Annotated in this window: 12 protein-coding genes and 3 tRNA genes; 8 read left to right on the top strand and 7 right to left on the bottom strand. The window is 45.4% G+C overall.

What is annotated here, in order from left to right:
- Positions 1-56: 56 nt before the first annotated feature.
- From ushA to hemA, 7 genes are all read right to left on the bottom strand, one after another.
- Complete coding sequence (ushA, locus tag ACHFJ9_RS11840) at positions 57-1,739, bottom strand: bifunctional UDP-sugar hydrolase/5'-nucleotidase UshA (protein ID WP_395356905.1); 1,683 nt, start codon at positions 1,737-1,739, stop codon at positions 57-59.
- Positions 1,740-1,890: 151 nt separating this feature from the next.
- A complete protein-coding gene (kdsA, locus tag ACHFJ9_RS11835; protein WP_005384095.1) occupies positions 1,891-2,742 on the bottom strand; it encodes a 3-deoxy-8-phosphooctulonate synthase in 852 nt (283 codons plus the stop codon).
- 53 nt (positions 2,743-2,795) lie between these two features.
- Positions 2,796-3,605, bottom strand: coding sequence for a SirB1 family protein (locus tag ACHFJ9_RS11830; RefSeq protein WP_005384098.1), 810 nt, complete (start codon positions 3,603-3,605; stop codon positions 2,796-2,798).
- A gap of 6 nt (positions 3,606-3,611) precedes the next feature.
- On the bottom strand, positions 3,612-3,995 hold the full coding sequence (locus ACHFJ9_RS11825; RefSeq protein ID WP_005382225.1) for a SirB2 family protein: 384 nt from the start codon (positions 3,993-3,995) through the stop codon (positions 3,612-3,614).
- 40 nt (positions 3,996-4,035) lie between these two features.
- The gene (gene prmC, locus ACHFJ9_RS11820; RefSeq protein ID WP_046874291.1) at positions 4,036-4,890 is read right to left on the bottom strand and encodes a peptide chain release factor N(5)-glutamine methyltransferase; all 855 of its coding nucleotides are present in this window, start codon (positions 4,888-4,890) and stop codon (positions 4,036-4,038) included.
- A gap of 3 nt (positions 4,891-4,893) precedes the next feature.
- A complete protein-coding gene (gene prfA, locus ACHFJ9_RS11815) occupies positions 4,894-5,982 on the bottom strand; it encodes a peptide chain release factor 1 (RefSeq protein WP_006743330.1) in 1,089 nt (362 codons plus the stop codon).
- Between the two features lie 29 nt (positions 5,983-6,011).
- Positions 6,012-7,268, bottom strand: a complete 1,257-nt coding sequence (gene hemA, locus ACHFJ9_RS11810) for a glutamyl-tRNA reductase (RefSeq protein WP_395356901.1) — start codon at positions 7,266-7,268, stop codon at positions 6,012-6,014.
- A 161-nt stretch (positions 7,269-7,429) separates the two neighbouring features.
- Here hemA and lolB point away from each other — a divergent pair, with 161 nt between their 5' ends.
- The 8 genes from lolB to ACHFJ9_RS11770 all read left to right on the top strand — a co-directional run bounded on the left by lolB (position 7,430) and on the right by ACHFJ9_RS11770 (position 12,319).
- Entirely contained in the window at positions 7,430-8,041 is a 612-nt protein-coding gene (gene lolB / locus ACHFJ9_RS11805) for a lipoprotein insertase outer membrane protein LolB (RefSeq protein WP_301576603.1), read from the top strand.
- A complete protein-coding gene (ispE, locus tag ACHFJ9_RS11800; protein ID WP_005393173.1) occupies positions 8,038-8,910 on the top strand; it encodes a 4-(cytidine 5'-diphospho)-2-C-methyl-D-erythritol kinase in 873 nt (290 codons plus the stop codon). The genes lolB and ispE overlap by 4 nt, the downstream gene beginning before the upstream one ends.
- Before the next feature lie 27 nt (positions 8,911-8,937).
- Positions 8,938-9,882: a ribose-phosphate pyrophosphokinase gene (locus tag ACHFJ9_RS11795; RefSeq protein ID WP_005393176.1), complete on the top strand. Its 945-nt coding sequence runs from the start codon at positions 8,938-8,940 to the stop codon at positions 9,880-9,882.
- A 151-nt stretch (positions 9,883-10,033) separates the two neighbouring features.
- Positions 10,034-10,624: an aminoacyl-tRNA hydrolase gene (pth, locus tag ACHFJ9_RS11790; RefSeq protein ID WP_005384112.1), complete on the top strand. Its 591-nt coding sequence runs from the start codon at positions 10,034-10,036 to the stop codon at positions 10,622-10,624.
- Positions 10,625-10,634: 10 nt separating this feature from the next.
- On the top strand, positions 10,635-11,726 hold the full coding sequence (gene ychF, locus ACHFJ9_RS11785; RefSeq protein ID WP_005393178.1) for a redox-regulated ATPase YchF: 1,092 nt from the start codon (positions 10,635-10,637) through the stop codon (positions 11,724-11,726).
- 284 nt (positions 11,727-12,010) lie between these two features.
- Positions 12,011-12,087, top strand: a tRNA-Met gene (locus ACHFJ9_RS11780).
- Between the two features lie 40 nt (positions 12,088-12,127).
- Positions 12,128-12,212: transfer RNA gene (locus ACHFJ9_RS11775), tRNA-Leu, on the top strand.
- 32 nt (positions 12,213-12,244) lie between these two features.
- Positions 12,245-12,319: transfer RNA gene (locus ACHFJ9_RS11770), tRNA-Gln, on the top strand.
- Positions 12,320-12,358 lie beyond the last annotated feature (39 nt).

Here is a 12,358-nt window from a genome sequence, read left to right as displayed (position 1 = left end):
GCGCTTTTAGTTAATGATATCAGCGAGTTTGAGTCAATCGCTTTTTCTCTGTTGGGTTACTGATCAATCGCCGTATCAACTAAATACGTGATTTCACCTGAAGGGGCATACTCATTAACATCAATAGGGCTGTGTGTTTCTAAATAATCCTTCAAAACCTCAGCATCGGTAAAACCTGTATTTACATACCCTGGATGATCGTCGATTTTAGGGTAACCATCACCACCAGCAGCATTATAGCTTGGTACGGTAAAGCGGTAATTATCATCTAAGCGAAGTTGCTTATTACCAATGAACACATTGGTTACCTCACCATTATTGATACTCATCGCAATACCCGCAAACTGCGCGTAAGCTCCAGAGTCGACAGGCTTAGTTGCAACAACATTTAGGTAATCCAATACTTCTTTGCCCGTCATATCAACGTAAGAGACCATATTGCCGAATGGCTGAACAGTCAGCACATCTTTGTAGGTAATGTCACCTGCTGCAATCGAATCGCGAACGCCGCCAGAATTCATTACGGCAAAATCTGCTTTTGCCCGTTCCATATGAGCCGTTGCAATTAATCGACCTAAGTTTGTTTGCTGGTAACGAACCACACTGCGGTCACCCTCAAGCTTACCGTTAGATTCTGCAATCTTCACGTTTAGCTTGCCCTGACCTTTTTCTTGATAAGGACGAAGAAACTCAAGCATCGCTTCGTCTTGTTCAATCTCTTCTTGGATCAAAACTCGTTGGGACTGGCCATCAACTTTAATTTTCTTTTTCAAGTTTACTGGGATCAGATCGTAGCTCACCATCGAGAGTTCACCATTACGAAACTCGTAATCGGCGCGTCCCACATATTTCCCCCACTCATGTGCCTGAACAATATAAGCACCATTTTGTTGATCAGGCTGACATTCATCACCCGGTTTAAAGCTCTTTTTGATGACATTTGGACCTTCCATACAAACCGGCTCTTGTGAGTGACCACCAACAATCATATCCAGATCACCTTCATTCAAATAACGAGCTAACGCTACATCACCAGGTGCATTGATGCCTCTATTGCCATTCTCATAGTGTCCCATATGTGTGACAGCAAAAATAAGGTCTGGGTACTCCGTTTCTTTCAGCTCAGCAATTAGATTCTTGGCTTCTTCTTTTGGGTCACGGAAGTCAATTTGTTCAATGAATTCAGGGTTGCCAAGTTTCGCTGTATCTTCGGTTGTAAGACCAATTACTGCAATCTTAATACCCTGTTTGTTAAACATCGCGTACGGTTGGAATAGGCGCTTGCCAGTATTTTTATCGTAAATATTGGCAGACAACATCGGAAAACTTGCCCACTCTTGCTGCTTGAAAAGCACATCCAATGGATTATCAAACTCATGATTACCTAGCGCCATCGCATCGTAACCAATTTTGCTCATGCCTTTAAAATCTGGCTCGGCATCTTGTAAATCAGACTCAGGTACTCCAGTGTTGATGTCACCACCAGAAAGCAGTAACACACTGCCCCCCTCTGCTTGTATTTCTTCACGCAAATCATCTATTAACGTTTTACGTGCCGCCATACCGTACTCGCCGTATCGATTTTGCCAAAAACGACCGTGATGATCGTTAGTGTGTAGCACGGTCAATTTATAGGTTGTATCTGCATTCCATTCTGGTGCAGGTTGCGTAGCACACCCAGCTAACGAGGCCAAAATAGCGGCACTCAACGCAGTTTTAATAATCAGACGCTGCTTCATTTATTTACCTTTTTTCTTATTGGGAGTCACTGATGCACATTCCCAGCGGCCTAGAGCCTTTGCAGCAAGAAGCTGAGAATGATGCGCCATCTGATAAAAAAATAGCCAACACGAGGTTGGCTATTGCATTTGATCACCAGTCATCTGGCGTTTACTTGATATCGATATCTGCAAAGCTCTTGATCAGATCATCAAGAGATTTCATTTGCGCTAGGAAGGGTTCTAACTTGTCTAGCGGCAGTGCAGATGGGCCATCACAGCGTGCTTGGTCTGGGTTTGGATGCGCCTCGATAAATAGACCTGCGATGCCTGTTGCTAGACCCGCTTTCGCAAGTTCAACTGTCTGCTCACGACGACCGCCAGATGCCGCACCTGACGGATCACGCATCTGTAGTGAGTGCGTTACGTCAAAGATGATTGGGCTGCCTTTCGATGCATTTTTCATCACACCAAAGCCAAGCATGTCTACGACTAGGTTATCGTAGCCGTGGCAAGAGCCGCGCTCACATAGGATGATCTTGTCGTTACCGCATTCCGCGAACTTCTCAACGATGTTACCCACTTGACCTGGGCTCATAAATTGAGGTTTCTTCACGTTGATAACCGCACCTGTTTTTGCCATTGCTTCAACAAGGTCAGTTTGACGAGCTAGGAATGCAGGAAGCTGAATAACGTCTACCACGTCAGCGACAGGTTGAGCTTGCGCTTCAGTGTGAACGTCAGTGATGATCTTCACACCAAATGTGTCTTTTAGCTCTTGGAAGATTTTCATACCTTCTTCAAGGCCTGGACCACGGTATGAATGAACAGAACTGCGGTTTGCTTTGTCAAACGACGCCTTAAATACGTAAGGAATGCCAAGTTTTTCCGTTACTTTTACGTAGTGCTCACAGATCTGCATCGCAAGATCACGAGACTCAAGAACGTTCATACCTGCAAATAGGGTGAATGGCTTGTCGTTAGCAACCTGAATGTCGCCGATATTAACGATTTTCTGTTCCATTTTGATTCTCTTTTTCTGTCCACGATACGCCACAGTTCGGCACATCGATAAAATTAGTGAAGTGTGACGTGCGTTTCACTCATCACATTAACTTGTGATTTTAGTAGCTCAGAAGCCGGATCGTCAGGGCATTGGTCAATAAAGTACTGAAAATCTGACACCGCCACTTGAGGGCACTCTAGCTGTTGGAAAATAAAACCACGGTCACGAATCTCGTATGGGTCATCTGGCACAAAGGTTAACGCAAGGTTCGTACAACGCAACGCCAGCGTGTAGTGCTCTTCACGTAACATCGCGCTTTTGATCAACGCTAACCAGCGACCAATAATGGTTGGATTGTCAGCTTCTTCAAAGTGTTCTGGCTTTAGCTGAGCTAGCGGTCCTTCTTGGCCAATAAGCCAAGCTTGAAGAATCCTTTCACCTACATACTCACCATTAAATGGGTTAATGTAGTCTGGCTTTTTATGCATCCAATCGACTTTTAGCAGGAACTGAGTAGGAAAAGTGACTCCCTTCAACGGGAAACCCAGCTTTTTACCTAGATATAATAAAATCGAACCTAAACTAACCGGGATACCTTTTCGGCGCTCCAACACTTTATCGATAAAGCTGTTGTCCGAAATAAAGTATTCCTGCTCGTCGCCTTTGAATCCCCACTCATGGAAAAACAGTCGTAGGAATGCATCAAATCGTTGCTCTTCATCGGTTTCATGAACAAGCGTGGCTTCTGCATCTTTGTAAAGACGCTCTAACTCTTGTTTCGCCCAATGTACTTTGGTTTCTGGGTTAATCGCTTTGTTTAGCTCAAGCGCACCTTCCACCAACGGTATATTGTCAAAATCTTCGTCAAAAAACTCTAACATGACGTCTTATCCAAATAACGTAGGGCTCTTAGACACAGCAATATTCGCAGCCATGACCAACCAACCTAATGCGCCGAAAAAGCCAAATATCTTCAGTAGGTTGTTTTTCGCAAGCTTCAACGAGAAGAAACCGAGTGCAATGTACGCTAGTACGCAGGTGATTTTGTTTGTTAACCACGGTGCGGCATCAGTAAACGGGATGAAACCAGTAATGAAAATAAGCGCGATACCTGACACTAGCAATGCAGTATCAACGATGTGGGGAAACACTTTCAAAAAGCGATTGTTTCGCTTCGGTGAGTTCATCATCATTAACACGAATCGGATCGATAATAGTGTCGCGCTGAGCGCAATCGTCACTAAGTGTATGTGTTTTAGAGCTACGTACATTTTTCTTCTCTTTTTAGTTAGTGTTTGCTGACTTCCGTGATTAACAGGCAAAACAACCGAGCGTTACTCGATCGTTACCGCCGTAATCTTTTTCCGTGGCAACTTGTTGGTAACCAAAACCACGCATTATCTCACGTACGGCATCACCCTGATCATAACCATGTTCGAATGCCAGCCAACCGCCCACTTCAAGATACTGACGAGCAAGATCCGAGATATGGCGGATATCGGCTAAACCATTCTCCTTAGCAACTAATGCTGATTTTGGCTCAAAGCGCACATCACCTTGGGATAAATGTGGATCTTTTTCATCAATATACGGCGGATTGGAGACAATTAAAGCAAACTTCGTACCCTCTGCAATAGGCTCGAACCAACTGCCTTGAGCAAAGGTCACATTTTTGATGTTTAGCTGCTCAGCATTGTACTCTGCAAGTGCTTTCGCTTCTTGCTTGAGATCTACGCCCATCACTTGACGTGTTGGCATTTCAGATGCGAGTGCGATAGCAATTGCCCCCGTCCCCGTTCCAAGATCTAAAATAGGTCCTGTTTGCTCATAGGTCTTATCGAGTGCAACTTCGACCAAACGTTCTGTATCCGGTCTTGGGATCAAGGTAGAGGGAGAAACTTTGAACGGTAGAGACCAAAACTCTCGCTCACCAATAATATAAGCGACGGGTTCACCAGCTAAACGTCGTTCAAGTAGAGCGTCGAATTTTGCTTGTTGCTCTGCTTCTAATGCTTTTTCTGGCCAGGTCAGTAGATAAGTTCGTGGTTTGCCAAGGACATGGCAGAGGAGTACAGCTGCATCGAGAGAAGGCGACTCTTTGCCGCCTTCTGCCAGTTTCGCCGTCGCACTTTTCAGTGCTTGCTCAATTGATTGAACTTGGCTCATCGATTAGCCGTTCTCTGCGAGCGCCGCAAGTTGGTCTGCTTGGTGCTCTTGAATCACAGGATCAATCAAGCTCTGCAGGTCACCTTCCATCACTTCGTTCAAACGGTAGATGGTTAGGTTGATGCGGTGATCAGACACACGACCTTGTGGGTAGTTGTAGGTACGAATACGGTCACTACGGTCACCAGAACCTAGAAGGTTACGACGTGTATCAGACACTTCTGCAGCACGACGCTCTTCTTCCGCTTGAACGATACGAGCAGCAAGAACCGCCATCGCTTTCGCTTTGTTCTTGTGCTGTGAACGCTCGTCCTGACACTCTACTACCGTACCCGTTGGTAAGTGGGTAATACGGATTGCAGAATCCGTGGTGTTAACGTGCTGACCACCCGCGCCAGATGCACGGAACGTATCGATTTTCAGGTCTGCCGCTTTGATTTCTGGCAGATCCGCTTCTGGGATTTCTGCCATCACCGCTACGGTACATGCAGAAGTATGTACACGACCTTGAGACTCTGTTGCTGGAACACGCTGTACACGGTGACCGCCAGACTCAAACTTCAGTACGCCGTACGCACCGTCGCCGCTCACTTTTGCGATCATCTCTTTGTAACCACCGTGTTCAGCTTCGTTTGAAGACATCACTTCGATGCGCCAGCCACGCTTTTCTGCGTACTTGCTGTACATACGGAATAAGTCACCCGCGAAAATACCCGCTTCGTCGCCACCCGCACCTGCGCGAATTTCTAGGAAACAGTTACGATCATCGTTCGGATCTTTTGGCAGAAGAAGAATCTGTAGCTCATCAGTAAGACGCTCAATAGTCGCTTTCGCTTCTTTGATTTCTTCTTGCGCCATTTCACGCATTTCTTCGTCGTCTTCGTTTGCCATCTCTTCAGCGGCGACAAGATCTTCTTGCGCTTGTTGATAAGCTTGGAAGCACTTAGTTACTTCTTCTAGCTGAGAGTACTCTCTTGATAGAGCACGGAATTTGTCCTGATCTCCAATAACATCAGGATCACCAAGAAGATGTTGAACTTCTTCGTAACGTTCTACTAGCGTTTCTAGCTTAGTCAGAATAGAGGCTTTCATAGTGTCGTTTTCTTAATAAAAAGCGTGAGTTATAGATCATCCAAGCCAAGTGTTTGGCGGATAATCGTTAATTTTGCTGGTTCGCCTTGCTCTGCTGCACTTTGCAATGCGCGAGTTGGAGCGTGAATCAGTTTGTTGGTGAGTTTATTACTCAGCTCGCGCAGCACTTTCTCCGGATCTGCGCCTGCCGCTAAAGATTGCAAACTTTTGCTCAGTAACTCTTCACGAATTTCGTTGGCTGATTTGCGATAGTCGCGAATACTATCGACGGCTTGCAGTGAACGCAACCATGTCATAAACGCAGCGCTTTCTTCACTAACAATCGCTTCGGCTTGAATCGCTTCGACTTTACGCTGCTCAATGTTGCTGTCGATGATAGATTGCAAGTCATCAACCGAATACAAATATGCGTCGTTCAGTTCACCGACTTCCGACTCTACATCTCGCGGCACCGCAATATCGACTAACAAAATAGGTTGATGTCGGCGCTGCTTCAGAGCCGTTTCGACCATACCTTTGCCAATAATAGGCAATGGGCTCGCCGTTGAGCTAATCACGATATCCGCTTTCGCCAAATGTTCAGGAATTTCGTTCAAACTGATCACTTCTGCGCCAAATTGATCCGCTAAGCCTTGCGCACGCTCTTTAGTGCGGTTCGCGACAATCATTTTTGTGCAGCCGTTGGATGCTAAATGCTTTGCGACCAGTTCAATCGTCTCTCCCGCACCAACCAAAAGCACGGTTGAATCAGATAACGACTCAAAAATATGTTTTGCCAATGTACATGCGGCATAAGCCACGGACACAGCATTACCGCCGATATCTGTTTCTGTTCTCACACGCTTGGCGACTGAGAACGTCTTTTGAAACAGTTTATCAATTGAAGCATCGATGGCTTGATGATCTCGCGAGTCAGAAAATGCTTGCTTTACCTGCCCCAAAATTTGAGGCTCACCCAACACCAGAGAGTCAAGGCCGCACGATACGCGCATCAAATGCTTAATTGCGGCTTGTTCTTCATGAACATACAAACTCGGCATTAAATCTTCGCGGCTCACTTGATGAAACTGAGCAAGCCAATCGATTAACTTATTTCGCGCTCCTTGCTTAACATCGCAGTACAACTCAGTTCGGTTACAGGTTGAAACAATCACACTGCCGTTAACCGCTTCGTGCTCTCTAAGTTGCTCGAGTGCAGGGCCGAGTTTATCCGGACCAAACGCCACCTTCTCTCGCAAGTCGACAGACGCTGTATTGTGATTGATTCCAATAGCAAGCAAGGACATCTAACGTGGTATCTCTGGGATAGGTTATAAAATAGGTCCAGAATTTTACTGTAAGCACGCATTTATTGAAAGGGTAAGCCGGATTTGTTTTCCTAACTGCGACTTTTCAATGCTATAGTTGTGAGCGATTCCCGACGAAACTGATTAATAAGCCATCAAACATGACGTTACGCTCCTTTATTCTTTTTTTCTTGTCGAGCTTACTGCTCGCTGGTTGTTCCTCCGTTCCTGAAAGTGTTACCAGCGTTGAGTGGCAAGCTCATGAGCAACGACTCGAGACCATCCAAGATTTTCAAGCAACAGGAAAACTTGGTTATATTGGCCCAGACCAAAGACAAAATTTAAATTTCTACTGGAAACATTCTTCAGCACTCAGTCAACTACGTTTAACAACGATTCTTGGTCAAACGGCATTAAAGCTCACCATCACACCACAAGGTGCCACAGTAGAAACTTACGACGACCAGGTCCTTTCCTCTCGCAGTGCAAACCAGTTAATTTACCGTCTTACGGGGTTAATGATGCCCGTTGAACACATGCCTGACTGGCTATTAGGCCTACCGACCGATGCCGACAAATTCCAATTGTCCTCAACCAATACACTGCAAGCGTTAAACAAACAAATTGGTTTAAATGATTGGAGTATTGCTTATCAACGGTATGGCGACGTTCAATGGCATGAGCAGTCTCTACCACTGCCAAATAAGCTGAAACTCACCACTACTGACGTAAAAATAAATCTAGTGATCACAAAATGGAACATCACCCAATGATCGAACTTTCAACCCGCTGGCCATCGCCAGCGAAATTGAATCTCTTTCTATACATCAACGGTCGCACAGAAAATGGCTACCACGAGTTACAAACCTTATTCCAATTCGTCGATCACGGCGATGAACTGACCATAAAAGCCAACGAGTCTGGCGAGATCACCATTTCCCCTGAAATCGAAGGCGTTCCGCTAAAAGACAACCTAATATGGAAAGCAGCAACCGCGCTTCAAGCTTACTCAAACTGCCCTTTTGGCGCGCATATTGAGCTACAGAAAGTGCTGCCTATGGGTGGGGGCATTGGTGGGGGCTCATCGAATGCAGCTACAGCACTAGTGGCACTGAACTACTTGTGGCAACTGAATCTAACTGACGATGAACTGGCTGAAATTGGTTTAAAGTTGGGCGCAGACGTGCCCGTATTTGTGCGCGGATTTGCAGCTTTCGCTGAAGGTGTTGGCGAGAAACTCTCCCCCGCTTATCCAGAAGAAAAGTGGTATTTAGTCGTCAGACCGAATGTTTCTATCGCAACCGTCGACGTTTTTTGTCATCCAGATCTAACGCGAAACACCCCAAAACGAGATCTAGAAACACTTTTAAATACGCCAAGCGTAAACGATTGCGAAAAAATTGTACGAATGCTCTACCCAGAGGTTGATAAGCAACTTTCTTGGCTGCTACAATACGCGCCGTCAAGATTGACGGGGACAGGATCTTGCGTTTTTGCTGAATTTTCGAGCAAATCTGAAGCAGAAACTATCCTTGCACAACTCTCTGATAAAGTCTCGGCATTTGTCGCTCAAGGGCGCAATATTTCGCCATTAAAAGAGACTTTGGCTGAATACCAATCAGCCTCACACCGACCTATTTAAACTGGACGCAAACCCGAGGTTTCCACCGTGCCTGATATGAAGCTATTTGCTGGTAACGCAACACCTGAACTAGCCCAACGTATTGCTGATCGTCTTTACATCTCTCTTGGTGATGCATCTGTTTCTCGCTTTTCTGATGGCGAAGTTGCAGTTCAAATCAATGAGAATGTTCGTGGTAGCGATGTTTTCATCATTCAATCCACTTGTGCACCGACTAACGACAACCTAATGGAATTGGTTGTTATGATTGATGCAATGCGCCGTGCTTCAGCAGGCCGTATCACTGCAGTTATCCCTTACTTCGGCTACGCTCGCCAAGACCGTCGTGTACGTTCTGCGCGTGTGCCAATTACTGCAAAAGTTGTTGCTGATTTCCTATCTAACGTTGGTGTTGACCGCGTTCTAACTATCGACCTACACGCAGAGCAAATTCAAGGCTTCTTCGATGTACCTGTAGACAACATCTTCGGCACGCCAGTGCTACTTGAAGATATGCAGGCTCGCGGTCTAGATAACCCTGTTGTGGTATCTCCTGACCTAGGTGGCGTTGTTCGTGCTCGCGCAACAGCAAAAGCACTAGGCGACATCGACATCGCAATCGTAGATAAGCGTCGTCCACGTGCAAACGTTTCTGAAGTAATGAACCTAATCGGTGATGTTGAAGGTCGTGACTGTGTGATCGTTGATGACATGATCGACACAGGTGGCACACTATGTAAAGCAGCTGAAGCACTAAAAGAGCGCGGTGCTAAGCGTGTATTCGCTTACGCTACTCACGCTGTATTCTCAGGCAACGCTGCGGACAACATCAAGAACTCAGTTCTTGACCAAGTTATCGTAACTGACTCTATCTCTCTATCTAAAGAGATGGCTGCAACAGGCAAAGTGACAACACTAAGCCTATCTCGCATGCTAGCTGAAGCGATTCGTCGTATCAGTAACGAAGAGTCAATCTCTGCAATGTTCAACTAATCCGAACATTTCAGTTACACTGATTTCAAAAGCACCCCTCTTTGGGGTGTTTTTTTATTTGTACTGATAACCAGAAAATCCCTTGGTCGCCCACTGCGAGAATTCTGTGCTATCATACTGCGCTTTTTGAGATTCCAGAGAGATCCTAACCTTGAGTCAACAAATCAAACTTCTTGTTGGTCTTGCTAATCCAGGACCAGAATACGCCAGAACTCGTCACAATGCGGGCGCTTGGGTTGTAGAAGAATTAGCACGCGTTCACAACGTTACACTGAAGAACGAACCAAAGTTTTTTGGTCTAACAGGACGCATTATGGTCAATGGCCAGGATCTCCGTTTGCTTATCCCAACCACCTTCATGAATCTATCAGGTAAATCGATCGCAGCGCTTGCGAAATTTTATCAAATTAAACCTGAAGAGATCATGGTCGCTCATGACGAGCTAGACTTACCGCCAGGTGTCGCTAAGTTTAAAAAAGGTGGGGGTCACGGTGGACACAACGGTCTGCGTGACACCATTAGCAAACTGGGCAATAACAAAGATTTTTATCGTCTTCGCATTGGCATTGGTCATCCGGGACACAAAGATAAAGTGGCGGGTTTTGTATTAGGTAAAGCGCCAGCTAAAGAGCAAGAGCTTTTAGATGCAGCAGCTGATGAGGCTGTTCGTTGTCTAGATATCCTGATTAAGGATGGCCTATCTAAAGCACAAAATCGCCTCCACACGTTCAAAGCTGAATAAGGTTACTATCATGGGTTTTAAATGTGGCATCGTTGGTCTACCTAACGTAGGTAAATCAACTCTGTTCAACGCACTAACTAAAGCGGGTATCGAAGCAGCAAACTTCCCGTTCTGTACCATTGAACCAAACACTGGTGTGGTTCCTGTGCCAGATCTACGTCTAGACGCACTAGCTAAGATCGTTAACCCACAGAGAGTTCTTCCAACGACGATGGAGTTCGTGGACATCGCTGGTCTTGTTGCTGGTGCATCACGTGGTGAAGGTTTAGGTAACAAATTCCTAGCTAACATCCGTGAAACAGACGCGATTGGCCACGTTGTACGTTGTTTTGAAAACGAAAACATTGTTCATGTTTCAGGTAAAGTTTCACCTATCGAAGATATCGAAGTGATCAACCTTGAACTTGCAATGGCTGACCTTGATTCTTGTGAGCGCGCGATTCAACGTAACGCGAAGAAGGCAAAAGGCGGCGATAAAGACGCAAAATTTGAACTAACAGTACTAGAAAAACTGTTACCAGTACTAACTGAAGGCGGCATGGCACGCACAGTTGAGCTATCTAAAGAAGAGTTAGCAGCAATCGGCTACCTAAACTTCCTTACACTGAAGCCAACTATGTACATTGCAAACGTAAACGAAGATGGTTTCGAAAATAACCCATATCTAGATGCGGTTCGCGAGTTCGCAGAAAAAGAAAACAACGTCGTTGTACCTGTATGTGCAGCTATCGAATCTGAACTATCTGAACTAGAAGATGAAGATCGCGAAGAATTCCTAGCGGATATGGGGATCGAAGAACCGGGGCTGAACCGTGTAATTCGCTCTGGTTACGAGCTACTGACTCTTCACACCTACTTCACGGCAGGTGTTAAAGAAGTACGTGCGTGGACAATCCCTGTTGGTGCAACTGCGCCTCAGGCTGCAGGTAAGATCCACACTGACTTCGAGAAAGGCTTTATTCGTGCAGAAGTAGTCGGTTACGACGATTTCATCCAATTCAATGGTGAAAATGGCGCAAAAGACGCAGGTAAATGGCGTCTAGAAGGTAAAGACTACATCGTAAAAGATGGTGATGTTGTACACTTCCGCTTCAATGTTTAATTAAATGAATGAATTTTAAACACTTCATTTACACTAAAAGCCAGCTGCTAAGCTGGCTTTTTTAATACCTTAAGTAAATGAGCAAAAATAAATTACCTAACTGCGAGCTAATTTATTTCCAGTTTTAGATCATAAACACGCCTCTTTGTTTAAAAAGGAAGCGAACGAGGTTTTTTCCGAAATTTATTAAAAAAAACTGTTGACGGATCTCACTCAACTTCGCATAATGCGCGCCGTTCCCAACGACAAGACAACAAAGCGTTGAGAGCAAAAAATATGGTTTTGGCTACGTAGCTCAGCTGGTTAGAGCACATCACTCATAATGATGGGGTCACAGGTTCGAATCCCGTCGTAGCCACCATTCCTAAGTGTTCTTTTTATCAGAGCAATTAGGAATAGATGCGGAAGTGGCGGAATTGGTAGACGCACCAGATTTAGGTTCTGGCGCCGCAAGGTGTGAGAGTTCAAGTCTCTCCTTCCGCACCATATTTTGAATAGTCATTGTGACTATTGCCTGCAGGTCTATCGCCAAGCGGTAAGGCAGCGGCTTTTGATGCCGCCATTCCCTGGTTCGAATCCAGGTAGACCTGCCATTATTCAAGTGAGATTCCTTTATAAAAGGGGTTGTCACT

It is taken from the genome of Vibrio sp. D3, assembly GCF_043995865.1.
Lineage (GTDB): Bacteria > Pseudomonadota > Gammaproteobacteria > Enterobacterales > Vibrionaceae > Vibrio > Vibrio diabolicus.
Note: the sequence above shows the minus strand (reverse complement) of the source record. Positions and strands in the feature narration are given on the sequence as shown.

Bases quoted from the DNA above. Each gene is read 5' to 3' on its own strand.
- ushA (WP_395356905.1), bottom strand. From the start codon at position 1,739: ATGAAGCAGCGTCTGATTATTAAAACTGCGTTGAGTGCCGCTATTTTG.
- kdsA (WP_005384095.1), bottom strand. From the start codon at position 2,742: ATGGAACAGAAAATCGTTAATATCGGCGACATTCAGGTTGCTAACGAC.
- ACHFJ9_RS11830 (WP_005384098.1), bottom strand. From the start codon at position 3,605: ATGTTAGAGTTTTTTGACGAAGATTTTGACAATATACCGTTGGTGGAA.
- ACHFJ9_RS11825 (WP_005382225.1), bottom strand. From the start codon at position 3,995: ATGTACGTAGCTCTAAAACACATACACTTAGTGACGATTGCGCTCAGC.
- prmC (WP_046874291.1), bottom strand. From the start codon at position 4,890: ATGAGCCAAGTTCAATCAATTGAGCAAGCACTGAAAAGTGCGACGGCG.
- prfA (WP_006743330.1), bottom strand. From the start codon at position 5,982: ATGAAAGCCTCTATTCTGACTAAGCTAGAAACGCTAGTAGAACGTTAC.
- hemA (WP_395356901.1), bottom strand. From the start codon at position 7,268: ATGTCCTTGCTTGCTATTGGAATCAATCACAATACAGCGTCTGTCGAC.
- lolB (WP_301576603.1), top strand. From the start codon at position 7,430: ATGACGTTACGCTCCTTTATTCTTTTTTTCTTGTCGAGCTTACTGCTC.
- ispE (WP_005393173.1), top strand. From the start codon at position 8,038: ATGATCGAACTTTCAACCCGCTGGCCATCGCCAGCGAAATTGAATCTC.
- ychF (WP_005393178.1), top strand. From the start codon at position 10,635: ATGGGTTTTAAATGTGGCATCGTTGGTCTACCTAACGTAGGTAAATCA.